This is a genomic window from Pseudomonas sp. PVC-3-1, from assembly GCF_057444315.1.
The window spans coordinates 1,906,443-1,929,118 of record NZ_CM172023.1; the positions used below are offsets into that span (position 1 = coordinate 1,906,443).

22 protein-coding genes are annotated in these 22,676 nt (G+C 64.3%); 17 read left to right on the forward strand and 5 right to left on the reverse strand.

What is annotated here, in order from left to right; translation table 11 throughout:
• The first annotated feature begins 42 nt into the window (after positions 1–42).
• Together AC2T4A_RS08805 and AC2T4A_RS08810 are read left to right on the forward strand one after the other, a co-directional pair.
• Positions 43–819, forward strand: a complete 777-nt coding sequence (locus tag AC2T4A_RS08805) for a ferredoxin--NADP reductase (protein ID WP_024764776.1) — start codon at positions 43–45, stop codon at positions 817–819.
• A 229-nt stretch (positions 820–1,048) separates the two neighbouring features.
• On the forward strand, positions 1,049–2,599 hold the full coding sequence (locus tag AC2T4A_RS08810) for a TerC family protein (RefSeq protein ID WP_416750158.1): 1,551 nt from the start codon (positions 1,049–1,051) through the stop codon (positions 2,597–2,599).
• A 39-nt stretch (positions 2,600–2,638) separates the two neighbouring features.
• Here the strand turns inward: AC2T4A_RS08810 and mscL are convergent, their stop codons facing one another.
• Positions 2,639–3,055: a large-conductance mechanosensitive channel protein MscL gene (gene mscL, locus AC2T4A_RS08815; RefSeq protein ID WP_416750157.1), complete on the reverse strand. Its 417-nt coding sequence runs from the start codon at positions 3,053–3,055 to the stop codon at positions 2,639–2,641.
• A gap of 171 nt (positions 3,056–3,226) precedes the next feature.
• Between mscL and AC2T4A_RS08820 the strand changes: the two genes are divergently transcribed.
• The 3 genes from AC2T4A_RS08820 to radA all read left to right on the forward strand — a co-directional run bounded on the left by AC2T4A_RS08820 (position 3,227) and on the right by radA (position 5,369).
• Positions 3,227–3,469 carry an HP1242/YdcH family protein gene (locus AC2T4A_RS08820; protein ID WP_416750155.1) on the forward strand — a complete coding sequence of 81 codons (243 nt, stop codon included), beginning with the start codon at positions 3,227–3,229 and terminating at the stop codon, positions 3,467–3,469.
• Positions 3,470–3,545: 76 nt separating this feature from the next.
• Entirely contained in the window at positions 3,546–3,788 is a 243-nt protein-coding gene (locus AC2T4A_RS08825; RefSeq protein ID WP_253445373.1) for a hypothetical protein, read from the forward strand.
• Positions 3,789–3,989: 201 nt separating this feature from the next.
• On the forward strand, positions 3,990–5,369 hold the full coding sequence (gene radA, locus AC2T4A_RS08830; RefSeq protein ID WP_037015294.1) for a DNA repair protein RadA: 1,380 nt from the start codon (positions 3,990–3,992) through the stop codon (positions 5,367–5,369).
• Positions 5,370–5,462: 93 nt separating this feature from the next.
• Here the strand turns inward: radA and AC2T4A_RS08835 are convergent, their stop codons facing one another.
• The gene (locus tag AC2T4A_RS08835; protein WP_045216617.1) at positions 5,463–5,831 is read right to left on the reverse strand and encodes a PilZ domain-containing protein; all 369 of its coding nucleotides are present in this window, start codon (positions 5,829–5,831) and stop codon (positions 5,463–5,465) included.
• 179 nt (positions 5,832–6,010) lie between these two features.
• Here AC2T4A_RS08835 and AC2T4A_RS08840 point away from each other — a divergent pair, with 179 nt between their 5' ends.
• The 4 genes from AC2T4A_RS08840 to yjiA all read left to right on the forward strand — a co-directional run bounded on the left by AC2T4A_RS08840 (position 6,011) and on the right by yjiA (position 10,181).
• Complete coding sequence (locus AC2T4A_RS08840) at positions 6,011–6,520, forward strand: DUF3015 domain-containing protein (RefSeq protein ID WP_486743121.1); 510 nt, start codon at positions 6,011–6,013, stop codon at positions 6,518–6,520.
• Between the two features lie 188 nt (positions 6,521–6,708).
• Positions 6,709–8,775, forward strand: coding sequence for a carbon starvation CstA family protein (locus AC2T4A_RS08845; RefSeq protein ID WP_416750153.1), 2,067 nt, complete (start codon positions 6,709–6,711; stop codon positions 8,773–8,775).
• 12 nt (positions 8,776–8,787) lie between these two features.
• Complete coding sequence (locus tag AC2T4A_RS08850; RefSeq protein ID WP_015478970.1) at positions 8,788–8,991, forward strand: YbdD/YjiX family protein; 204 nt, start codon at positions 8,788–8,790, stop codon at positions 8,989–8,991.
• 191 nt (positions 8,992–9,182) lie between these two features.
• On the forward strand, positions 9,183–10,181 hold the full coding sequence (yjiA, locus tag AC2T4A_RS08855) for a GTPase (RefSeq protein WP_478379281.1): 999 nt from the start codon (positions 9,183–9,185) through the stop codon (positions 10,179–10,181).
• A 142-nt stretch (positions 10,182–10,323) separates the two neighbouring features.
• Here the strand turns inward: yjiA and AC2T4A_RS08860 are convergent, their stop codons facing one another.
• Complete coding sequence (locus AC2T4A_RS08860) at positions 10,324–11,010, reverse strand: GntR family transcriptional regulator (RefSeq protein ID WP_478379282.1); 687 nt, start codon at positions 11,008–11,010, stop codon at positions 10,324–10,326.
• Between the two features lie 140 nt (positions 11,011–11,150).
• Between AC2T4A_RS08860 and AC2T4A_RS08865 the strand changes: the two genes are divergently transcribed.
• From AC2T4A_RS08865 to cysC, 8 genes are all read left to right on the forward strand, one after another.
• Entirely contained in the window at positions 11,151–12,221 is a 1,071-nt protein-coding gene (locus tag AC2T4A_RS08865) for an ABC transporter ATP-binding protein (RefSeq protein ID WP_486743122.1), read from the forward strand.
• 2 nt (positions 12,222–12,223) lie between these two features.
• Entirely contained in the window at positions 12,224–13,135 is a 912-nt protein-coding gene (locus AC2T4A_RS08870) for an ABC transporter permease (RefSeq protein ID WP_171049504.1), read from the forward strand.
• Positions 13,132–13,923, forward strand: coding sequence for an ABC transporter permease (locus AC2T4A_RS08875; RefSeq protein ID WP_416750147.1), 792 nt, complete (start codon positions 13,132–13,134; stop codon positions 13,921–13,923). The genes AC2T4A_RS08870 and AC2T4A_RS08875 overlap by 4 nt, the downstream gene beginning before the upstream one ends.
• A 49-nt stretch (positions 13,924–13,972) precedes the next feature.
• The gene (locus AC2T4A_RS08880) at positions 13,973–15,025 is read left to right on the forward strand and encodes an extracellular solute-binding protein (RefSeq protein WP_478379284.1); all 1,053 of its coding nucleotides are present in this window, start codon (positions 13,973–13,975) and stop codon (positions 15,023–15,025) included.
• Between the two features lie 133 nt (positions 15,026–15,158).
• A complete protein-coding gene (locus AC2T4A_RS08885) occupies positions 15,159–16,358 on the forward strand; it encodes an amidohydrolase family protein (RefSeq protein ID WP_486743123.1) in 1,200 nt (399 codons plus the stop codon).
• Positions 16,355–17,845 (forward strand): amidohydrolase family protein, encoded by a 1,491-nt coding sequence (locus AC2T4A_RS08890; protein ID WP_486743124.1) that lies wholly within the window; start codon positions 16,355–16,357, stop codon positions 17,843–17,845. Before AC2T4A_RS08885 ends, AC2T4A_RS08890 begins: the two co-directional genes overlap by 4 nt.
• Before the next feature lie 11 nt (positions 17,846–17,856).
• The gene (locus AC2T4A_RS08895; RefSeq protein WP_486743125.1) at positions 17,857–18,528 is read left to right on the forward strand and encodes a flavin reductase family protein; all 672 of its coding nucleotides are present in this window, start codon (positions 17,857–17,859) and stop codon (positions 18,526–18,528) included.
• Positions 18,529–18,721: 193 nt separating this feature from the next.
• Positions 18,722–19,315 carry an adenylyl-sulfate kinase gene (gene cysC / locus AC2T4A_RS08900; protein WP_486743126.1) on the forward strand — a complete coding sequence of 198 codons (594 nt, stop codon included), beginning with the start codon at positions 18,722–18,724 and terminating at the stop codon, positions 19,313–19,315.
• 66 nt (positions 19,316–19,381) lie between these two features.
• On the opposite strand, the gene AC2T4A_RS08905 is transcribed toward cysC, so the two are convergent.
• On the reverse strand, positions 19,382–20,866 hold the full coding sequence (locus AC2T4A_RS08905; protein WP_416750140.1) for an APC family permease: 1,485 nt from the start codon (positions 20,864–20,866) through the stop codon (positions 19,382–19,384).
• Positions 20,867–20,997: 131 nt separating this feature from the next.
• Positions 20,998–22,491, reverse strand: a complete 1,494-nt coding sequence (locus tag AC2T4A_RS08910) for an aldehyde dehydrogenase (protein ID WP_486743127.1) — start codon at positions 22,489–22,491, stop codon at positions 20,998–21,000.
• Between the last annotated feature and the right edge of the window lie 185 nt (positions 22,492–22,676).

Consider the following 22,676-nt stretch of genomic DNA (forward strand, 5'->3'; position numbering starts at 1 on the left):
CAATACGGGAAAATAGGCCGGTTCTTGAAAAGGGAGCGGACGATGACCGCCAGCGAAGAGAAGTTCACCCGCCAGACCCTGGTGGAGGTGCAGACGCTCACCCCGAGCCTGTTCACCCTGCGCACCACCCGCGACAGCGGCTACCGCTTCCGCGCCGGGCAGTTCGCCCGCCTGGGCGTGTACAAGCCCAGCGGCAGCATTGTCTGGCGCGCCTACTCGATGGTCTCGGCGCCCCACGACGACTTCCTCGAGTTCTTCTCCATCGTCGTTCCCGGTGGCGAATTCACCAGTGAGCTCAGTCGCCTGCGCGTCGGCGACCAGTTGCTGGTGGACCGCCAGGCCTTCGGCTTCCTCACCCTCGATCGTTTCCCCGACGGCCGTGATCTGTGGCTGCTGTCCACCGGCACCGGCCTTGCGCCATTCCTGTCGATCCTGCAGGACTTCGAGGTATGGGAACGCTTCGAGACCATCAAGCTGGTCTACAGCGCCCGTGAGGAGAAGGAGCTGGCCTACCGCGACCTGATCGCCAGTTTCGGTGCGATGGAGCACCTGGCCGAGCATATCCACAAGCTGCAGTTCATCCCGGTGGTGACTCGTGAACAGGTGCCCGGCTGCCTGAACGCGCGGATCACCACGCTGATCGAGAACGGCGAGCTGGAGCGCGCCGCCGGTCTGGAACTCACTCCGGAACATTCGCGGGTGATGCTCTGCGGCAACCCGCAGATGATCGAGGACACCCGCGCCGTGCTGAAGGCCCGTGGCATGAGCCTGGCGCTGACGCGCAAGCCCGGCCAGATTGCCGTGGAAAACTATTGGTAAGGCGTGCTCGATAGATTTTGAAAAGATTGTCCGCTTAGGGCGTTCGCCCTTTGCCCTTAGGATGAGCGTCCGTTTCCCTTTTTTCGGACCTTATGGACAGTCAAAGTACGACGCCGACCCCGGTACCTACCCTTGTAGAGCCGGCGGCCGGCGAACCTCCCCCGGCATCCGCGTTCGCGGATAAGCCTTCCCAGCCTGCCATGGCGCGCACCCAGCGAGGTGAGTCGACATGGAATGGTTGATGGACCCCACGGCCTGGCTCGGCCTGCTCACCCTGATCCTGCTCGAGCTGGTGCTCGGCATCGATAACCTGGTCTTCATCGCAATCCTTGCGGACAAGCTGCCGCCGCACCTGCGCGACCGCGCGCGGCTGATCGGCCTGTCGCTGGCGCTGCTGATGCGCTTGGGCCTGCTGGCGAGCATTTCCTGGCTGGTCACGCTCACCGAGCCGCTGGTCGAGGTGTTCGGCAAGAGCTTCTCCGGGCGCGACCTGATCATGTTGTTCGGTGGTCTGTTCCTGTTGTTCAAGGCCACGCTGGAGCTGCATGAGCGCCTGGAAGGCCGCGTGCACACTTCCAACGGCAAGCGTGTCTATGCAGCCTTCTGGCCGGTGGTCGCGCAGATCGTGGTGCTGGACGCCGTGTTCTCCCTCGACGCGGTGATCACCGCCGTGGGCATGGTCGAACAGCTGGAAGTGATGATGATCGCGGTGATCTTCTCCATCGGCCTGATGATGGTGGCCAGCAAGCCGCTGACCCGCTTCGTCAACGAGCACCCGACAGTGATCATGCTGTGCCTGGGCTTCCTGCTGATGATCGGCTTCAGCCTGACTGCCGAAGGCCTGGGCTTCCACATCCCGAAAGGCTACCTGTACGCCGCCATTGGCTTCAGCCTGCTGATCGAGATGGCCAACCAGCTGGTGCGCTGGAAGCGCCAGAAGAGCCAGCGCGGTCAGCGTGGTCTGCGCCAGCGCACTGCACACGCCGTGCTGCGCCTGATGGGAGGCAAGGTCGACGCCGACGAGGTGGGCGATGAGATCGCCGACCTGGTGGGCCCGGACGATGGCACCGATGCGCCGTTCGATCGCCGTGAGCGGGTGATGATCAGCGGCGTGCTGGGCCTGGCCGAGCGTCCGGTAAAAGCCGTGATGATCGACCGCCAGCGCGTGCACCGGGTGGACGTGGCCGACAGCCCGGAGAACATCCGCCGCGCGCTGCTGGAATCGCCGTACTCGCGCCTGCTGGTGATCCGCGAAGGCAACATCGACGAGCCGCTGGGCTATGTGCACAAGAAGGAGCTGTTCTCCGCCCTGTTGCAGGGCCGCGAGCTGGACATCCTGCCGCTGCTGCGCGAGCCGCTGAGCCTGCCGGACAGCAGCACGGTGCTGGGCGCACTGGAACAGATGCGCGAGGCCTCGACCCACCTGGCCTTCGTGGTCAACGAGTTCGGTGGCTTCGAGGGCATGCTGAGCATGACCGATGTGCTGGAGGCCATCGCCGGTGAGCTGCCGGACGCCAGCGAGGTGTCCGGTACGGACATCGAGGCAGAAGCGGGTTCCTACCGGGTGGACGGTGCCGTGACGCTGTCGGCGCTGGCCGAACGGGTCGGCTTCAACGCTCGCCCGACGGCGGAGTACCAGACCCTCGGCGGGCTGGCGCTCAAGCACCTTGGCCGCTTGCCGGCCAAGGGTGACACGCTGGAGCTGGGTGGCTGGCGCCTGGAGGTGACGGACGTCAGCGAGCGGCGCATCGGCCGTGTGCTGCTGACGCCGCCGGGCTGACCCCAGTAGGGGCCGCGCCCGGCCCGATCCGCGATCTGCTCAAGGAGTGCGATTGTTCTGCTGCTTGAGCAGGTCGCGGATCTCGGTCAGCAGGGTTTCCTCAGGCGTAGGCACCGGCGGGGCGCTGGGCTCGGCGGCTTCTTCGCGCTTGAGTCGGTTGATGGCCTTCACGCCCATGAAGATGGCGAAGGCCACGATGATGAAGTCCAGGCAGGTCTGGATGAATTTGCCGTAGGCCAGTACCACGGCGGGCACATCGCCTTCGGCGGCCTTGAGCGTGATCGCCAGGTCCGAGAAGTCCACGCCACCGATCAGCAGGCCGATCGGCGGCATGATTACGTCGCCGACGAAGGACGAGACGATCTTGCCGAAGGCGGCGCCGATGATGATACCGACGGCCATGTCGACCACGTTGCCCTTGACCGCGAAGGCCTTGAATTCGCTAAGCAGACTCATGCACTGACTCCTTGTTACGCAATATAGAGGGGGACAGGCGCAGTTTAGCGGCCTGTCGCCGTCTGAACACCCCGCGGGCGGTCAATTCCACCGGTATGACCGGCGGCGCTGGGCGAGTCCGCTTCGTGGGCTAGGCTTATCGGGCAACCCATCCATACAAGGAGGCCCGCCATGCCGCTCGAGCATCATCCCCTGTCCCGTGAATTCCCCGACCAGAAGTCCCTGATGACCCGCTTGCATGGAAAGGACGCGAATTTCACCCGCATGGCCGCCAGCTACGAGGAGCTGGACAAGAAAATCTACGACATCGAGGACGGTCGCGCAGCGATGGATGACCTCGCTCTGAATTCCCTCAAACTGCAACGTGTGGCGCTGAAGGACGAGATCGCCGACCTGCTCAAGCGATCCGGTTGAGCTTGATCAGAGTCAAGGGTGTGCGTCGGAGCGAGGCGTAGGCTCCCATCATCTCTTTCCAATCGGTGCCACCGCCATGCGTAAAGCCATTTCGTCCTCTGGCAAGTCCGTCACCAAGCTCCCCAAACGCAATGTCGAAGCCCTGCGCGCGCAGGAACGCCTGGTTCGCCTGAAGCTGCAATACGAGCTGCTGGACCAGCGTATCGGCCGCGTGGAGGAAGGCATCGAACGCCCCGACTGCACCCTGGCCTCGCTGCTGATGCGCCGCGAGAGCCTCAAGCACGATATGGAAAGTCAGTACCGCCGCCTGGCGAGCTAAGACCCTGTCTACGGCCTGCTGCGCATCGGCAGAATTGCGTTGAAACCGGACTCGGGGGGCTCATTTGCTGCGTGTAAACTCCGCCCCCCCTCAACCAATTTCAACGCAGGTCTGTTCTAGCTCGCGAGACCGTAAATAGGTTCTGAAGCCTTCCACCCGATTGGCTTATGATGCGGACTTTGTATTCGACGGAAGTCCCCCATGGCCAAGGCCAAGCGCATGTACGGCTGCACCGAGTGCGGCGCCACCTACCCGAAATGGGCCGGCCAATGCCCTGATTGCGGCGCCTGGAACACTCTGGTCGAGACCGTCATCGACACCACGCCCACCGGCGGTTCCGGCAGCTCCAGCTCCGGCCGCGGCGGTTGGGCCGGCCAGCAGGCCAACATCAAGACCCTCGCCGAAGTCAGCGTCGAGGAAATGCCCCGCTTCTCCACCGCCTCGGCGGAACTGGACCGCGCCCTCGGCGGCGGCCTGGTCGACGGCTCGGTGGTGCTGATCGGCGGCGACCCCGGCATCGGCAAGTCCACCATCCTCCTGCAGACTCTCTGCAACATCGCCACGCGCCTGCCGGCGCTCTACGTCACCGGCGAGGAATCCCAGCAGCAGGTCGCCATGCGCGCCCGTCGTCTGGGTTTGCCCGAAGACAAGCTCAAGGTGATGACCGAGACCTGCATCGAGACCATCATCGCCACGGCGCGCCAGGAGCAGCCGAAGGTGATGGTGATTGACTCGATCCAGACCATCTTCACGGAACAACTGCAATCGGCCCCTGGCGGTGTCGCCCAGGTGCGCGAGAGCGCGGCGTTGCTGGTGCGTTTCGCCAAGCAGAGCGGCACGGCGATCTTCCTGGTCGGCCACGTTACCAAGGAGGGTTCGCTGGCCGGCCCGCGCGTGCTCGAGCACATGGTCGATACGGTGCTGTATTTCGAGGGTGAATCCGACGGCCGCCTGCGCCTGTTGCGGGCGGTGAAGAACCGCTTCGGCGCGGTGAACGAACTGGGCGTATTCGCCATGACCGACCGTGGCCTGAAGGAAGTGTCCAACCCGTCGGCAATCTTCCTCACCCGCGCCCAGGAATCAGTGCCGGGCAGCGTGGTCATGGCCACCTGGGAAGGCTCGCGGCCGATGCTGGTGGAAGTGCAGGCGCTGGTGGATACCAGCCACCTGGCCAACCCGCGCCGCGTGACCCTGGGCCTGGACCAGAACCGACTGGCCATGCTGCTGGCGGTGCTGCACCGCCATGGCGGCATCCCGACCTACGACCAGGACGTGTTCCTCAACGTGGTTGGCGGTGTGAAGGTGCTGGAAACAGCGTCGGACCTGGCGCTGATGGCGGCGGTGATGTCCAGCCTGCGCAACCGGCCGCTGGATCACCAGTTGCTGGTGTTTGGCGAAGTCGGTCTGTCCGGCGAGGTGCGCCCCGTGCCCAGCGGCCAGGAACGTCTGAAGGAAGCGGCCAAGCACGGCTTCAAGCGCGCCATCGTACCCAAGGGCAATGCGCCGAAGGAGTCGCCGCCGGGCCTGCAGGTGATCGCCGTGACGCGCCTGGAGCAGGCGCTGGATGCGTTGTTCGAATAGCGGCTTTCTGTAGGAGCGAGCTTGCTCGCGAACTCTCACCGGCTGCTCCGGTGTCAGACGGTTCGCGAGCAAGCTCGCTCCTACACGGTTGGATCAGTGTTCGCTGAGTAGCGTGAGTTCGCGCTCCAGCAATGATTCATCCCCCAGGTTCAGCTCGACCAGGCGGCGCAGGTGACTGATGGAATCCAGGTCGATGTGCCGGCAGTTGAAGCCCAGCAGACCCTCCCGCTCCCAGGCCAGGTCTGCCTCCATATAGACGTTGACGTCGAAGCCCAGGTAGATGCGTACCTGCACCGGCTCCTGCGCGACGATGCTCCAGTGTTCCGGGCGTTGCACCAGCAGTCCTTGCAGGGACAGGTCCAGCAGCGTCACCTTCCAGCGCAGGTCGCCCTGGCTGATCTCGGTGCCGGCGTCGAAGGCGATGCGCTGGAATCGCCGGCGCTCGTCGTGATCGTCAGTCATGTCGTGGCTCTCCGGCCGTTTCTGCTTCGCCTCACTATAGACGCAAGCCCATACTGACGCGTCGTACACTGATTGCTGACGTTTCGTCCGTCAGACACAGCCCGCGCGGGTTTGACAGTATGCGGACCCTCGCCAAAGCTCCATGTGCGTTTAACCACTACAACTGCGGAGTGCAGAGCATGGACAATAAACTCATCAAGGGTCTGATTTTTGGGGTTATCAGCGTTGCCAGCCTGGCGGCGCACGCGGACGAAGCCGGCCAGAGCGGCAAGGGTTGCGGCTGGGGCAACATGGTCTTCGACGGCCAGCGCGGCCTGTTCCCGCACCTGCTGGCCACCACCACCAACGGCACCTCGGGCAACGCCACCTTCGGCCTGACCTCCGGCACCAACGGTTGCGACGCCAGCCAGCGCATCACCTACGGCGGTCGCTCGATCTTCGCCATGAACGGCATGCTCGACAACATTGCCGAGAACATGGCCCAGGGACATGGCGAGGCACTGGATGCCTACGCTGTCCTGCTCGGCATTCCCACCCGGGACCGCGCGCACTTCGCCCAGGTCACCCAGCAGCACTTCGGTGAGATCTTCACTTCCAAGGACGCCACCGGTGAGCAGGTGCTCAACAACACCCTGGCCGTAATGAGCCGTGACCAGACGCTGGCGCAGTACGCCAAGCAGCCGGCCTGACGATCTGTCGCAGCCTGAAAAGGCCCGCCCCAGGCGGGCCTTTTCATTTCCTGACTCCAGGGTCGGAGCACGTTGACTTCCGGCAATAAGCGCGCAATCACCCTAGACTAAGGTCGTATGAATGGGTCGCGGGAAAAGACTAGAATTTTTCTGCGAATTCTCGCCTTCAAACTGTCGGAAGCCTCGCTATGAACAATAACAACAGCCTGCTACGTCACCTCGCCTGGCTGGCGGTGGCGATAGTCGGTGCATTTGCCTTGGGAGTCGTGGCACTACGTCGCGGCGAAGCCATCAACGCACTGTGGATCGTCGTCGCGGCGGTCGCCATTTACCTGGTCGCCTACCGCTACTACAGCCTTTTCATCGCCACCAAGGTGATGCAACTGGACCCCAACCGAGCGACCCCCGCGGTCCTCAACAACGACGGTCTGGACTACGTCCCGACCAACAAGCACATCCTCTTCGGTCACCACTTCGCCGCCATCGCCGGCGCCGGCCCCCTAGTCGGTCCCGTACTGGCTGCGCAGATGGGATACCTGCCCGGCACGCTCTGGCTGATCGCCGGCGTGGTGCTGGCCGGCGCCGTGCAGGATTTCATGGTTCTGTTCATTTCCAGTCGCCGCAACGGGCGTTCGCTGGGTGAACTGGTACGCGAGGAAATGGGGCAGGTGGCGGGGACCATCGCTCTGTTCGGCGCGTTCCTGATCATGATCATCATCCTCGCGGTGCTCGCGCTCATCGTGGTGAAGGCCCTGGCCGAAAGCCCGTGGGGCATGTTCACCGTGCTGGCGACCATCCCGATCGCGCTGTTCATGGGCGTGTACATGCGCTACATCCGCCCGGGCCGCATCGGCGAGATTTCCGTGGTCGGCATTGTGCTGCTGCTGGGTTCCATCTGGCTCGGCGGGCAGATCGCCGCCAGCCCCGAGTGGGCCCCGGTGTTCACCTTCCATGGCGTGCAGATCGTCTGGATGCTGATCGCCTACGGCGCTATTGCCTCGGTCCTGCCGGTCTGGCTGCTGCTGGCCCCGCGTGACTACCTGTCGACCTTCCTCAAGATCGGCACCATCGTCGCCCTGGCGATCGGCATCGTGATCGTCTCGCCGGAGCTGAAGATGCCGGCGCTGACTCAGTTCACCGACGGCACCGGCCCGGTGTGGAAGGGCGGCCTGTTCCCGTTCCTGTTCATCACCATCGCCTGTGGCGCCGTCTCCGGCTTCCACGCGCTGATCTCCTCGGGCACCACGCCCAAGCTGCTCAACCGCGAGCCCGACGCCCGCTACATCGGCTACGGCGGCATGCTGATGGAGTCCTTCGTGGCCATCATGGCGATGGTCGCCGCCTCGGTCATCGAACCGGGCATCTACTTCGCCATGAACAGCCCGCCGGCCGTGGTCGGTACTGACGTCACCGCGGTTGCCGCGACCGTCAGCAGCTGGGGCTTCACCATCACTCCGGAAGTGCTGACGCAGACCGCCAAGGACATCGGCGAGACCACCATCCTGGCCCGTGCCGGTGGTGCGCCGACTCTTGCCGTGGGCATCGCGCACATCCTCCACCAGGTGCTGCCGGGTGAGAACACCATGGCCTTCTGGTACCACTTCGCGATCCTCTTCGAGGCTCTGTTCATCCTCACCGCGGTGGACGCCGGCACTCGCGCCGGGCGCTTCATGCTGCAGGACCTGCTGGGCAACTTCGTCCCGGCGCTGAAGAAGACCGAATCCTGGACCGCCAACATCATCGGCACCGGTGGTTGCGTCGCGCTGTGGGGCTGGTTGCTGTATCAGGGCGTGGTCGATCCGCTGGGTGGCATCAACACGCTGTGGCCGCTGTTCGGCATCTCCAACCAGATGCTCGCCGGCATCGCGCTGATGCTCGCCACCGTCGTGCTGATCAAGATGAAGCGCCAGCAGTACGTCTGGGTGACCGCCCTGCCGGCTGCCTGGCTGCTGATCTGCACCACCACCGCCGGCCTGATCAAACTGTTCGACAGCAACCCGGCCGTGGGCTTCATCGCCCTGGGCAAGAAGTACTCCGCCGGCCTGGATGCCGGCCAGATCATCGCCCCGGCCAAGGACATCGGCCAGATGCAGCACGTGATGATGAACGCCTACATCAACGCCGGCCTCACCGTGCTGTTCCTGCTGGTGGTGTTCAGCGTGCTGGTGTACGCGATCAAGGTGGGCGCCAGCGCCTGGACCAAGAAGGAGCGCACCGACAAGGAAGCTCCGTTCCAGCCGATCCCGGATGCCTGACGGAGGAACATCATGTTCAACGACCTCAGCCGCATGGGTAAGTATCTCGGGCAGGCCGCACGCATGCTGGTCGGCATGCCCGATTACGACACCTACGTTCAGCACATGCAGAACAAGCACCCGGACAAGACTCCGATGACCTACGAGGAGTTCTTCCGCGAGCGCCAGGAAGCGCGCTACGGCGGCGGCAAGGGTAGGCCGATCCGCTGCTGCTGATGCGATGAAACTGGCTGCGTGGCCGATGCTGCGTTGCCAGGGGCCGGAAAAATGCTCCTCTACTGAAGTAGACTGCGCTTTCTACGGCCCCTGGCGCCTTGCCTCGGCTGCCTCGCCGACGTTTCATTGATCGTTGGACGGGCCGCGAGCGATCGCGGCCCGTTTTCTTTTCCGATTGCCTGGATGTTCCCATGACCGATTCCGCAAGCGCACCGCAGATTCCGGTGACTGTCCTCACCGGCTTCCTCGGGGCCGGCAAGACCACCCTGCTCAAGCACATTCTCAAGGCCGAGCATGGCCTGAAGATCGCCGTAATCGAGAACGAGTTCAGCGAGACGCCCATCGACGCTCAATTGCTCGGCGACGACGCGGTTCAGGTGACGACGCTGTCCAACGGCTGCGTCTGCTGCACCATCAATAGTGACCTTGAGCGCGCGCTCTACGTTCTGCTGGAGCGCCGCGACAGCGGTGAACTGGACTTCGACCGTGTGGTGATCGAGTGCACCGGCCTGGCCGACCCGGCCCCGGTGGCGCAGACCTTTTTCGTCGATGAAACCTTGCGCGAGCGCTACCTGCTCGACGGCATCATCACCCTGGTGGACGCTGCCAACGCCGACCGCCACCTGCAGGAGGCGATCGCCCAGGCCCAGGTCGGCTTCGGCGACCGTATCCTGGTGAGCAAGCGCGATCTGGTCTCGCCGGAGCAGTACGATGCCCTGGTGGAGCGCCTGCAGCGTATCAACCGCCGCGCTGAGATCCACGCCGTGGAGCACGGCGCCATCGAGTTGGAGCGCCTGCTCGACGTGCGCGGCTTCAACCTTAACGCCGACGTTGGCCTGCGCCCGCTGCTGCGGCCGGTTCGCCCGGCGGCGGACACGACCGACCGCATCACCACCCTGGTGCTGCGCAGCGACCAGCCACTGGAAATCGAACGCCTCAGCGAGTTCATGGACGACCTGCTGCAATGGCACGGCAACTCGCTGCTGCGCTACAAGGGTGTGCTGAACATCGCCGGCGAGGAGCGCCGCCTGGTGTTCCAGGGCGTGCTGCGGCTCTATGGGTTCGACTGGGACACCGAGTGGAAGGGTAACGAGCAGCGCGAGAGCGTGATCGTCTTCATCGGTGACAACCTGCCCGAAGAGGAGATCCGCCGGGGTTTCGATCGCATCACGGGCGGCCCGACTGCCTGAATGCAGAACGCCCGGCAGATGCCGGGCGTTTTTTTGGCTCTTCGTAGGAGCGAGCTTGCTCGCGAACAGATGTCGGCTTATCGCATGGGGTCATGCGGTTCGCGAGCAAGCTCGCTCCTACACAAAAGCGGCGTGGCGTTACTCAGCCACCAATCAGATGCTTGAGTGGGTGATAGTCCGCCTTCAGGTTGCCCGCCGCCTTGATGATCGCCTGTTCGATGGCGTTCAGGTGCATGCAGGTCAGTTCGATGGCCGCCGCCTGGTTGCCCGCCTCGATGTACTCGATCAGCCGCTGGTGCTCGTTGCCGCGGCAGGTTTCGTGCTGGTCGTCGTCCAGGGTGGTGGCGTAGAGCGAGGCGCGCTCGATCAGCTTGCGGAAGAAGTCCAGCAGCACCGGGTTGTTCAGCGCCGCCGCCAGCTTGAGGTGGAACTCGCCCAGCAGATGAACGAAGCGCGCATGGTCCTGGTCGTGGGTTGCCTCTTCCAGCGCCACGTGGTCGCGCAGGTCCTGGATGATCGCGCTGTCCGCACGGCGGCAGAGTTCGCTGACGATGCCGATCTCGATCAGCCGCCGCGTTTCGAACAGCGAACGAATCTCCTCGTCGCTGGGTAAGGACACCCACGCACCCTTGTTGAGCGCGCTGGAAACCAGTCCATCCGCTTCCAGATGTTTCAGCGCCGCGCGCACCGAAGTGCGGCTGACCTTGAACAAATCCGCCAACGCCGCCTCACCGAGCTTCATGCCCGGGCGCAGGCTGCGCTTGCTGATCGCCTCGTAAACCCCTTGGTAGACGCGTTCCACCGTGGACTCGGGGTGTTTCTCCGTCATGGCCGACTCCGCCTCTTGCTTGACCCGTCAAAGGATGCCGCAAAACCGTCCGTGCAAAACCAGTTGCAGAAGAAAAATACATCAGCTATTTCTAGATTGCATTCAAATATTGCATACAAAAACAAGAGGAATGCACCAAAATGAATCACTCGTCGTCAGTCGAGGTGCGTCGGGTCAGCAAGCGCTACACCGATGATCCCAACGTCGCTCCCGCCCTCAACGAAGTGTCGGTCGACATTGCCCATAACGAGTTCTTCACCCTGCTGGGGCCTTCCGGCTGCGGCAAGACCACGCTGCTGCGCAGCATCGCCGGGTTCGAGAACGTCACCTCCGGCGACATCCTCGTCGGCGGCGAGCGGGTCAACGACCTGCCTCCGTACCGCCGCCGTATCAACACCGTGTTCCAGAGCTATGCGCTGTTCCCGCACATGTCGGTGAGCGAGAACATCGCCTTCGGCCTTGAAATGCAGGGCCTGGCGCGTGGCGAGATTCCGGCCCGCGTAAAGGAAATGCTCGCCCTGGTGCAGATGGAACACCTCGCTCGGCGCAAGCCGGCCGAACTCTCCGGCGGCCAGCAACAACGTGTGGCGCTGGCTCGTGCGCTGGCGCCCAAGCCATCAGTGCTGCTGCTCGACGAACCGCTGTCCGCGCTGGACCTGAAGCTGCGCAAGGAAATGCAGATCGAACTCAAGCGCGTGCAGGAAGAGGCGGGCATCACCTTCATCTTCGTCACCCACGACCAGGAAGAAGCGCTGACCCTGTCCGACCGCATCGCCGTGATGTCCCACGGCAACATCATGCAGATCGGCACGCCCAACGAGATCTACGAACGCCCGACCCATCGCTTCGTCGCGCAGTTCATCGGCGACATCAACTTCCTTCCCGGACAGATGCGCCAGGGCGGCTTCCACCCCAACGCCATGGCGGCGGAGATCCCCTGCGAGCTGCCGGCCGGCCTGAGCAGCGCCTGCGTGCAACTGGCTTTCCGCCCGGAGCGCTCGAAGCTGGTCGACCCCTCGCAGCCGCACCACCTGCGCGCGGTGATCGAAACGGTGATGTACGTCGGCACCGCCACGCTGTACCGCTGCCGCCTGCCCGATGCCTCGCAGATCACCCTGCGCGAGAGCAACGAGGGCGGCCGCGCCCGTGACGTCGGCGAGGCCGTGGCGGTGCATCTGCCGCCCCAGGCCTGCCTGCTGATGGAGGCCTGAGCATGAAGGAGTCGCCCACTACCCGACGCCTGTTGCTGCTGAGCCCCGTGGCGCTGACGCTGCTCGGGCTGATCGCCATCCCGCTGGCGATCATGGGTTACATCAGCCTGCTGCCGCGCAACCTCTACGGCGGCGTCGACTGGCACGCCGACTGGCAGATCCAGAGCTACGTGCAGCTGTTCTTCCAGGAAGACTTCGACGGCAACTTGGAGCTCAACTGGGTCTACGCCCAGGCGCTGCTGCGCTCGCTGTTCCAGGCCGGCGGCACCACGCTGCTGTGCTTCCTCTTCGGCTTCCCGGTCGCGCTGTGGATGACCAGCCTGAGCGAGCGCTCGCGCAACCTCATGGTGCTGCTGATCACCATCCCGTTCTGGACCAACCTGCTGATCCGCAACTACGCCTGGCTGATCATCCTGCGCGAGCACGGCTGGATCGCCCAGACGGTCAACGCGCTGTTTCCCCAGGCCGGCGGCATCACCTTGCTCTACAACGACTTCGCGGTCTGTGTGGGGCTGGTCTACAGCTTCCTGCCGTTCATGATCCTGCCGATCTACTCGACCCTGGAGAAGCTCGACTGGCGTCTCGTCGAGGCCGCCTACGACCTCGGCGCCAACCGCTGGAAGGCGTTGCGCCGGGTGATCCTGCCGTTGTCCATGCCCGGCGTGATCGCCGGATCCCTGCTGGTGTTCGTGCCGAGCCTGGGCGCCTTCATCACCCCCGCCATTCTCGGCGGCGGCAAGACGCTGATGATCGGCAACCTGATCCAGCAGCAGTTCGGCACCGCGCGCAACTGGCCCCTGGGCGGTTCGCTGTCGTTCCTGCTGCTGGCAATCATGCTGCTCGCGCTGATCGCGTTCGCCCTGTATAGCCGCCGCGCCGCCAAGGCCGTCCACCTGGGAGGAGCCAACGCATGATCGCCCAGCACCTGAAGAAACTCCCCGGCACCCGCGAGACCAGCCTGCTGGTGCTGGCGTACCTGTATCTGCCGATCTTCGTGTTGATCGCCTACAGCTTCAACGCCAACCGCTCGGCCACGGTGTGGACCGAATTCTCCTTCGCCTGGTACGGCAAGATCGTCGCCAACCCCTCGATCCAGGCGGCGGCGTTCAACTCGCTGGTGGTCGCCGGCTTCGCCACCGTGCTGTCCACGGCGATCGCCCTGGCGGCGGCTCTGGCGACCTCGCGGCCGTTCTACGGACGGCGGATGGTGGAGGGCGGCATCAACCTGCCGTTGATCCTGCCGGAGATCGTCATCGCGGTGGCCACGCTGCTGCTGTTCATGTCGCTGGGCATCAAGCTCGGCTTGCTGACGGTGATCGTCGCCCACGTCGGCTTCTGTATTCCCTTCGCCTACCTGCCGATCCGCGCGCGCCTGAACGACCTCGACAAGAGCCTGCTGGAAGCCGCCGGCGATCTGTACGCCAGCCCTTACCAGGTGTTCCGCCGGGTGACCCTGCCGCTGCTGTGGCCGGCGGTGCTGTCCGGCGCTGTGCTGGCGTTCGTGGTCAGCCTCGACGATTTCATCATGACCTTCTTCGTTGCCGGCCCCGGCTCGACGACGCTGCCGGTCTACATCTTCTCGGCCATCAAGGCCGGGGTAACGCCCGAGATCAACGCCATCTCGACGCTCATGCTGGTGATTTCCATCGTCCTCGTGGTGCTGTCGTACTGGCTCGGCCAGCGCGGCAAACCGGACGCCTGATCAAGACTGCCAACCTTTCGTTTTCTGACCTTTCGTTTCGGAGAGCCACATGAAGTTGAATGCCCTGCGTCACGGCCTTGCCGGTTTGTCCCTTGCTCTGCTGGCGGCGGGCGCCGCCCAGGCCGAGGAGCCCAAGCAGTTGTTCTTCTACAACTGGACTGACTATTACCCGGTCGAGCTGCTGGCCAAGTTCGAGAAGGAGACCGGCATCAAGGTCACCATGGACGGCTACGACAGCAACGAAACCCTGCTGGCAAAACTGCAGGCCGGCGGCGCCGCGTACGACGTGATCGTGCCGTCGCACTCGATCATGCAGACGCTGATCAAGCAGGACCTGCTGCGGGAAATCGACACGCCATCTCTGGCCAACTTCCAGTACGTGAAGCCTGCCTTCCGCGACCCGGCCTTCGATCCGGGGCGCAAGTACTCGGCTCCTTACCTGTGGGGCACCACGGGCTTCTCCTACGACAGCGCACGGGTGCCGGGCGGCAAGCTGGACGATTCGTGGAAGGAGTTCTTCGAGCCGCGTCCGGAGCTGCAGGGCCAGGTCGCCGCGCTGGATACGCCGAGCAGCCTGATCAACGCTGCCGCGCATTATCTGAACGTCGACGAGTGCACCGAGAACCCGCAGGACGCCAAGAAGATCCTCGAGTTGCTGCAGAAGCAGAAACCCTTCCTGAAGATGTACAGCTCGGACAACACGGTGGACCGCATGGCCTCCGGCGAAGTGGTGCTGATGCAGAACTGGAACGGCTCCACCGCCCGCGCCACCCTGCAGAAGAGCACCATCAAGTACGTCTACCCGCGCGAAGGCGTGGCGTCCTTCCAGGACAACTTTGCCGTGCCGAAAAGCGCGCCGCATCCGGAGAACGCCAAGGTCTTCATCAACTGGATGATGAAACCGGAAAACGCCGCGGCGGTGACCAACGCCATCGCCTATTCCAACGGCATCCAGACCGACCAGTTGCTCGACGCCAAGTGGAAGGTCATGGACGCCATCAACATGCCCGAGGAGTACGCACAGCGGCTGCGCCTGGAAAAGGAATGCAGCAACAAGTCCCGCGAGCTGCAGGACCGCATCTGGTCCAAGCTCAAGGGCTGACGACTCGCTTTTGCTTCTCGTAGGAGCGAGCTTGCTCGCGAACGCCTGACGCCGTTAGCAGGGCGAAATCCGTTCGCGAGCAAGCTCGCTCCTACAAAAAGAATATCGATCCAATTTTCTGTTTGAGGTCCCCATGACCGACAGCTACTGGCTGCGCAACATCCGCCCGCTCGGCAGCGCGGCGGAAGATTTCCTGATCCAGAACGGCCGCATCGCCGAGCGCCGCCCGGCCAGCGGCGCCGCCATCGAAGCGAGCGACATCGACGGTGCCGGTCAGCTCCTGCTGCCGCCACTGGTAGAGAGCCATTGCCACCTGGACAAGACCCTCTGGGGCCAACCCTGGCGGCCCAACAGCGCCGGCCCCACGCTCAAGGACTACATTGCCAACGAGCGCCGCGTGCTGCGCGAGATCGAAGCGCCGATTGCCGAGCGTGCCGGTGCGCTGCTGGAGCAATGCATCGCCCGTGGCTCGCTGACCTTCCGTTGCCACGTGGACATCGACCCCGAGCTGGGCCTGCGCCATGTGGTCGCCATGCAGGCGCTGCGCGAACGTTACGCCGACCTGATCGACATGCAGTTCGTGGTCTTTCCGCAGACTGGCCTGGTCAGCCGCCCCGGCACCGCCGAGCTGATGCACGAGGCGATGGCGCTGGGCGTGGAAAACGTCGGCGGCCTGGACCCTTGTGGCATCGACGATGATCCCATCGCGCAGTTGGATATCGTCTTCGGCCTCGCGGTGGAATTCGGCCGTGGCGTTGATATCCACCTGCACGACAAGGGTGAGTTAGGCCTCTGGCAGATCGCCCGTATCGCCGATTACACCGAGCGGCACGGCCTGCTGGGCAAGGTGATGATCAGCCACGCCTACTGCCTGGGCATGGCGCCCTGGGAGCAGGTCGAGCCGCTGGCCGAACGACTCTCCGAGCTGGGCATTTCCCTGATGAGCTCCGCCCCGGCCGATACCCCGGTGCCGCCGTTCCTCGCCCTGCGCGAAGCCGGCGTGAACCTGTGCCTGGGCAGCGACGGCATCCGCGATGCCTGGTCGCCCATGGGCAACGGCGACATGCTCGAACGCGCCATGTTCCTCGCCTTCCGCTTCGATCTGTGCAAGGACGACGACCTTGCCGCCGCTTTCGCCGCGGCCACTGCTAACGGTGCTCGCGCGCTGGGCCGGGAGCCGGCGCGTATCGATGTCGGCGCGCCAGCGGACTTCCTCCTGCTGCCGGTCGAAACCCTCGGCGAGGCCGTGGTCGCGCGCCCGGCGCAGCGCCAGGTATTCAAGGCCGGCAGGCTGATTGCCGAGCATGGTCGCCTGCTGGAGTCGCGTTTGTGAGCACGCCGCGCATCGGTCTGAAAGCCAGCTTCGTGGTCGGCTTCGACGGCACGCAGCACGTGCTCTGGCGCCATGGTGAGGTGGTGTTCGAGGGCGGGAAAATCCTCTTCGTCGGTCGCGGCTTTCCCGGTGAAGTGAATCAGTGGATCGACTACGGCCACGCGCTGATCGGCCCCGGCTTCATCGACCTCGATGCCCTCGGCGATCTCGATTCCACGGTGCTCACCCTGGATAACGGCGCTGAATGGAACATGGGGCGCGTCTGGTCCGAGGAATACCTGCGCGCTGGCCCGAACGAGTGCTACAGCGCGGAGGAGGAGCTGTTCAAGTACCGCTACGCCTTCACCCAGCTGATCCGCAACGGCATCACCACCGCCATGCCGATCACCTCCATGTACTACCGGCGCTGGGCTGAGCATTACGACGAATTTGCCGGAGTCGCCGCGCTGTCCGGCGAGCTGGGCCTGCGCACCTATCTGGGGCCCTGCTACATGAGCGGCATGACCTACGCCCGCGCTGACGGCAGCGCCGCGCAGCACTGGGATGAAGCTGCCGGCCTTGCCGGGCTGCGCGAAGCCGAGCGCTTCTTCCGCGACTACGACGGCGCACACAACGGGCTGGTGCGCGGCGCGCTGCTGCCCGACCGCATCGAAACCTGCACGCCCGCGTTGCTGGAGCGCACTGCCGCCGTCCAGAACGAACTGAACGCGCCGCTGCGCCTGCACTGCTGCCAGTCGCGCTACGAAGTGGAGCTGGTGCGTCGCCTGCGCGACACGTCTTCGCTGCAATGGCTGGACAGTTACGGCCTGCTCAATCCGCGCAGCGTGCTGCCCCACGGCATCCTGCACAGTGGCGAGCATGAGCTGCAGCGCCTCGCCGACACCGGCGCGAGCCTGGTGCATTGCCCCGTGGTGTTCGCCCGCGAAGGCGATGCGCTGGACTCCTTCGGTGGCTACCGCGCGCGGGGCATCAACCTCGCCATGGGGACTGACACCTTCCCGGCGGACATGCTCGACAACCTGCGCCAGGGTCTGAACATCGCGCGGGTGAAGGAAGGCGATGCCGAACACACGCGCATGCTCGACCTCTACAACGCCGCGACACTCGGCGGCGCCCAGGCGCTGGGCCGCGACGATCTCGGCCGCCTTGCCGTCGGCGCCCGCGCAGACGTCACGGTGTTCCGCCTCGGTGCCTTCCACCAGGGCCCGTTCTTCGACCCGCTGAAGAACCTGTTCACCGCTGGCCGCGGCGACGACTGCATCGCCAGCTTCATCGACGGCCGCAGCGTGATGCTGGACGGCCAGGTGATCGGCGTCGATTACGCCGACCTGCAGCGCCGCGCCGACGCACTGTTCCAGAAGCAGATGCAGCACCACGCCGAGCGTGCCTTCGGCAACCCGCCGTGGCGCACGTTGTTCCGTTCAGCGATTCCCTTTGCCGATTCGTACAGCGCCGCCGCGCCGCTGCTCGACGCGCCGACTCATTGAAGGACCATCCCATGCTCAGCTTCGACTTCCAGCAGCTGTCCGCCCGCGAGAAATACAAAATTCTTATCGGCAGCGTGGTGCCACGGCCCATCGCCCTGGTCACCACCATCGATGCCGACGGTCGCGCCAATGCCGCGCCCTTCAGCTTCTTCAACGCCCTCTCGGCCGACCCGCCAATCCTCGCCCTGGGCGTGGAGAACTACAGCGACCTGAGCCCCAAGGACACCACGCTGAACATCCGGCAGAACCAGGAATTCACCGTGAACATCGTCTCCGATGCGCTGGTGGAAGCCATGAATGTCTGCGCCGTGCCCTTCGAGCCAGGTTTCGACGAACTGGTCGCCGCTGGTCTCACCGCCATCCCCGGCACCCGCGTCGGCTGCCCGCGCATCGGCGAGGCGCCGGTGGCGCTGGAATGCAGGCGAATGATGGCGCTGTCCATTGGCCAGTCGCGGGAGATCATTCTCGGCGAAGTCCTGATGGCCCACGTGCGCGACGACCTGATCGACCCGGCTACGCTCTACATCGACCAGCTCGGCCTCGATGCCATCGGCCGCATGGGCGGGCATGGTTATGCACGCACTCGGGAGTACTTCGACCTGCCGACGCGCTCGCTGAAGCAGTGGATGGAAGCGCCGGGAGCGGGGGAGCGGCTTTGGACGGCGAGCACTGAGCCGGCATGATTCACATCCAGGCCTTGCTGGGGAGGCCGGCAGTCCCGACTGCAGGCCACGCGTTGACCCAGTGTATTGCATACGACACTCTTGCCCCGTCTTCCCTCTCGGAAGTTTCCGCCCAAAAATGGCGTAAGTAGCGAATTGGAAACGCCGACTGCTTTCGACAGCCTGCTCGTTTCATCGGTGCGAGAGAATAATAATGTCCACAGGGCCCGGCTCTGATGTGCGTTGGCATGATCAGAAAGTCACGACACAAATGCGCGTCGAAGCCATGCGGCAGCGCGGTGGCTGCATCTGGTTCACGGGGTTGTCGGGAGCGGGGAAGTCCACCCTGGCCAATGCGCTGGATGTGGCGCTGCACGCAGCTGGCACCAAGACCTACCTGCTTGACGGCGACAACCTGCGCCACGGGCTTTGCCGCGACCTGGGCATGAGCGAAGCCGATCGCATGGAGAACATCCGTCGCGTAGGCGAGGTGGCGAAGCTTATGGCTGATGCGGGATTGCTGGTGCTATGTGCGTTCATCTCGCCATACCGGCGTGACCGTGATCGCCTGCGGGAGCAGTTCGCACCGGGAGCCTTTGTCGAGGTCCATGTCGCCACGCCCCTGGACTCCTGCGAGGAACGCGACCCCAAGGGCTTGTACCGCAAGGCCCGACAGGGGCTGATCCGCGACTTCACCGGGTTGGACTCGCCCTATGAGGCACCGTTGGCGCCGGAGCTGGTCATCGATACCAGCCGGGAACCTCTGGATTCCTCTCTGCAGCGATTGCTGGTGTTCTGTGGTCGATGAGCTCCTGCTGAACTTCAATGAAAAACGCCCGGCTTCCTGCCGGGCGTTTCCGTTTCACTTCAACACTTATTGCTGATGCAGCTTCCACGCATCCCCGTGGGGTGCGGTGCCCTTGTCGTAGGGACGGAACAGGGTCATGTAGGCCAGGCCCAGCACGATCACGATGCCGCCCACCAGGATGATCCCGTAGTTCAGGTACCAGGGGGCATCCGGAGTACGCGGCCAGGACATGTTGATGATCGCCAGGACGCCGTAGGTCAGCGCCAGGATGTTCACGATCCAACCCCAGTTGCCCAGGGTGAAGGCGCCGCTCGGTTTCCACCCGCGCAGGCGCGCGAACAGGGCGCCGCCGACGATCATCTGGAACGACAGGTAGATGCCGATGGCGGCGAAGCTCACCACCATGGCAATGGCGTTCTGAAGATAGAAGCCGGCGCAAACGATCACGGACGGGATCACACCACAGGCGATCAGCGCGGCGACCGGTACGTGGGTATTGGGCGACAGGCGCTTGAGCAGGCCGCTGCCCATCACCATCTCGTCGCGGGCGTAGGAGTACAGCAGGCGGCTGGCGGCAGCCTGAAGGCTGAGTACGCAGGAGACGAACGAGACTATGATCACCGCCATCACCAGGCGCGCACCGGTCACGCCGAAGGCGTTGTCGAGGATGGTGGTCATCGGGTCCTTGTCGGCGCCGGAGATCACCGCCTGCATGTCCGGTACCGCGAGGATCAGCGCCAGGGCAGCGAAGATGGCTGCGCCGCCGCCGATCCAGATGGTCATGCGCATGGCCTTGGGAATGCGCCGGCTGGGGTTCGGAGTTTCCTCGGCGACGTCACCGCAGGCCTCGAAACCGTAATAGAGGAACATCCCGGCCAGCGAGGCGGTCAGGAAGGCAGGCCAGTAGCTGCCGTCGATACGGATATCGAAGGTGTTGAACAGTACCGAGAACGGCTGGTGGCGTTCGAAGATCAGCAGGTAGGTGCCAATTACCAACGCGCCGAGCAGCTCGCAGATGAAACCGAACATCGCCACGCGGGCCAGCAGCTTGGTGCCGGAGAGATTGAGCAGGGTGGCGATCACCGTCAGCGCCAGGGCGACCAGGGTGTTGGTCACCGGCGTGGATTCGAAGCCGAGCAGCGTGGCGATGTACGGCCCTGCACCCAGGGCCACGGCGGCGATGGTCACGCACAGCGAGACGGAGTAGATCCAACCGACCATCCAGGCCCAGCGCTTGCCCACCAGGCGTCGCGCCCAGGGATACACGCCGCCGGAAATGGGGAACTGCGAAACCACTTCGCAGAAGATCAGGCATACCAGCATCTGCCCGATGCCTACCAGCAGGTAGGACCAGAACATCGGCGGGCCGCCGGCGGCCAGGCACAGGCCGAACAGGGTGTACACGCCGACTACCGGCGAGAGGTAGGTGAAGCCCAGGGCGAAGTTCTGCCACAGGGTCATGCTGCGTTCGAAATTGGAGGTGTAGCCCAGCGCGCGGAGTTGCTCCGCGTCGCGGTCCAGGGCGGCGCCTGGCTGGATCGAGCTGTTCATCGTGGGTTTCCTGTCTGAGGTTTTCGCGTCGGCAACCAATCGGGTGCAACGGAAAGCGTTGTTGTTATTGTTCGGCGCGTGGGGTCAGCCGCGCGCCGTCTTGCTCAAAACCTCTCGTCTACTGGACCGCGTTACAGCTTGATCCAGGTGGCCTTCAACTCGGTGTACTTGTCGAAGGCGTGCAGCGACTTGTCGCGACCGTTGCCCGACTGCTTGAAGCCGCCGAAGGGCGCGGTCATGTCGCCGCCGTCGTACATGTTCACCCACACGCTGCCGGCGCGCAGGGCGCGGGCGGTGAGGTGGGCCTTGGAGATGTCGCGGGTCCAGACCGCCGCCGCCAGCCCGTACTGAGTGTCGTTGGCGATGCGGATCGCCTCCTCGGCATCCTCGAACTCGATGACCGAGAGCACTGGGCCGAAGATTTCCTCGCGGGCGATCTTCATTGCGTTGCTCACGCCGTCGAACAGGGTCGGCTCAACATAGGTGCCGCCGGTTTCCTCCAGCACGCGCTTGCCGCCGGTGAGGATCTTCGCGCCTTCGTCCTGGCCGGCCTGGATGTAGCCCAGCACCTGCTCCAGCTGGCGGCCGTCGACCAGGGCGCCGACGTTGGTTTCCGGGTCCAGCGGGTGGCCGGCTTTCCAGCCCTTGAGCGCCTCGACCACCAGCGGCAGGAATTTCGCCTTGATCGACTTCTGCACCAGCAGGCGCGAGCCGGCGGTGCACACTTCGCCCTGGTTGAAGGCGATGGCGGCGGCAGCGGATTCGGCGGCGGCCTGCAGGTCCGGAGCATCCTCGAAGACGATGTTCGGGCTCTTGCCGCCGGCTTCCAGCCAGACGCGCTTCATGTTCGATTCGCCGGCATAGACCATCAGTTGTTTGGCGATCTTGGTGGAGCCGGTGAACACCGCGGTATCGACGTCCATGTGCAGCGCGAGTGCCTTGCCGACGGTGTGGCCATAGCCGGGCAGCACGTTCAGCACGCCGGCGGGAATGCCTGCGTCCAGCGCAAGCTGGGCGATGCGGATAGCGGTCAGCGGAGAGCGCTCCGAGGGCTTCAAGATCACCGAGTTGCCGGTGGCCAGCGCCGGGCCGAGTTTCCAGGCGGCCATCATCAGCGGGAAGTTCCACGGCACGATGGCGGCGACTACGCCCACCGGCTCGCGAGTGACCAGGCCGAGCTGATCATGGGAGGTAGCGGCCACTTCGTCGTAGACCTTGTCGATGGCCTCGCCACTCCAGCGCAGCGAATCAGCGGCGCCAGGCAGATCGACGTTCAGCGAGTCGCCGATGGGCTTGCCCATGTCCAGGGTTTCCAGCAGCGCCAGTTCCTCGGCGTGCTCTTCCAGCAGCGCGGCGAAGCGGATCATCACGGCCTTGCGGGTGGCCGGCGCTTCACGCGACCAGACGCCGGAATCGAAGGTGGCGCGGGCGCTCTGCACGGCGCGCTCGGCATCGGCTTCATCGCAACTGGCAACCTTGGCCAGCAGACGTCCGTCCACCGGGCTGATGCAATCGAAGGTTTCGCCGGAAGCGGCGGCAAGGTACTCGCCCTGGATGAAGGCGCGGCCTTCGATTTTCAGGGCCTTGGCGCGGGCTTCCCATTCGGCGCGGGTTGGCTGGCTCATGCGTATCGCTCCTCGTTCTTGCTGTTGTTGGCGGAGACGGCCTGCGGACCGTCGCTGGCAAATACATTTGAAACCATATCTTATGTTTTTGCGGTTGCCAATACGGGGCGAAAAATGAGCGTTTGAAAGGGGTTTTCGTGGCAAAAGACCTTGCTGAAAGTCCTGAAAGCGATTTAAAAATATGG

Bases quoted from the DNA above. Each gene is read 5' to 3' on its own strand.
- AC2T4A_RS08805 (WP_024764776.1), top strand. From the start codon at position 43: ATGACCGCCAGCGAAGAGAAGTTCACCCGCCAGACCCTGGTGGAGGTG.
- AC2T4A_RS08810 (WP_416750158.1), top strand. From the start codon at position 1,049: ATGGAATGGTTGATGGACCCCACGGCCTGGCTCGGCCTGCTCACCCTG.
- mscL (WP_416750157.1), bottom strand. From the start codon at position 3,055: ATGAGTCTGCTTAGCGAATTCAAGGCCTTCGCGGTCAAGGGCAACGTG.
- AC2T4A_RS08820 (WP_416750155.1), top strand. From the start codon at position 3,227: ATGCCGCTCGAGCATCATCCCCTGTCCCGTGAATTCCCCGACCAGAAG.
- AC2T4A_RS08825 (WP_253445373.1), top strand. From the start codon at position 3,546: ATGCGTAAAGCCATTTCGTCCTCTGGCAAGTCCGTCACCAAGCTCCCC.
- radA (WP_037015294.1), top strand. From the start codon at position 3,990: ATGGCCAAGGCCAAGCGCATGTACGGCTGCACCGAGTGCGGCGCCACC.
- AC2T4A_RS08835 (WP_045216617.1), bottom strand. From the start codon at position 5,831: ATGACTGACGATCACGACGAGCGCCGGCGATTCCAGCGCATCGCCTTC.
- AC2T4A_RS08840 (WP_486743121.1), top strand. From the start codon at position 6,011: ATGGACAATAAACTCATCAAGGGTCTGATTTTTGGGGTTATCAGCGTT.
- AC2T4A_RS08845 (WP_416750153.1), top strand. From the start codon at position 6,709: ATGAACAATAACAACAGCCTGCTACGTCACCTCGCCTGGCTGGCGGTG.
- AC2T4A_RS08850 (WP_015478970.1), top strand. From the start codon at position 8,788: ATGTTCAACGACCTCAGCCGCATGGGTAAGTATCTCGGGCAGGCCGCA.
- yjiA (WP_478379281.1), top strand. From the start codon at position 9,183: ATGACCGATTCCGCAAGCGCACCGCAGATTCCGGTGACTGTCCTCACC.
- AC2T4A_RS08860 (WP_478379282.1), bottom strand. From the start codon at position 11,010: ATGACGGAGAAACACCCCGAGTCCACGGTGGAACGCGTCTACCAAGGG.
- AC2T4A_RS08865 (WP_486743122.1), top strand. From the start codon at position 11,151: ATGAATCACTCGTCGTCAGTCGAGGTGCGTCGGGTCAGCAAGCGCTAC.
- AC2T4A_RS08870 (WP_171049504.1), top strand. From the start codon at position 12,224: ATGAAGGAGTCGCCCACTACCCGACGCCTGTTGCTGCTGAGCCCCGTG.
- AC2T4A_RS08875 (WP_416750147.1), top strand. From the start codon at position 13,132: ATGATCGCCCAGCACCTGAAGAAACTCCCCGGCACCCGCGAGACCAGC.
- AC2T4A_RS08880 (WP_478379284.1), top strand. From the start codon at position 13,973: ATGAAGTTGAATGCCCTGCGTCACGGCCTTGCCGGTTTGTCCCTTGCT.
- AC2T4A_RS08885 (WP_486743123.1), top strand. From the start codon at position 15,159: ATGACCGACAGCTACTGGCTGCGCAACATCCGCCCGCTCGGCAGCGCG.
- AC2T4A_RS08895 (WP_486743125.1), top strand. From the start codon at position 17,857: ATGCTCAGCTTCGACTTCCAGCAGCTGTCCGCCCGCGAGAAATACAAA.
- cysC (WP_486743126.1), top strand. From the start codon at position 18,722: ATGTCCACAGGGCCCGGCTCTGATGTGCGTTGGCATGATCAGAAAGTC.
- AC2T4A_RS08905 (WP_416750140.1), bottom strand. From the start codon at position 20,866: ATGAACAGCTCGATCCAGCCAGGCGCCGCCCTGGACCGCGACGCGGAG.
- AC2T4A_RS08910 (WP_486743127.1), bottom strand. From the start codon at position 22,491: ATGAGCCAGCCAACCCGCGCCGAATGGGAAGCCCGCGCCAAGGCCCTG.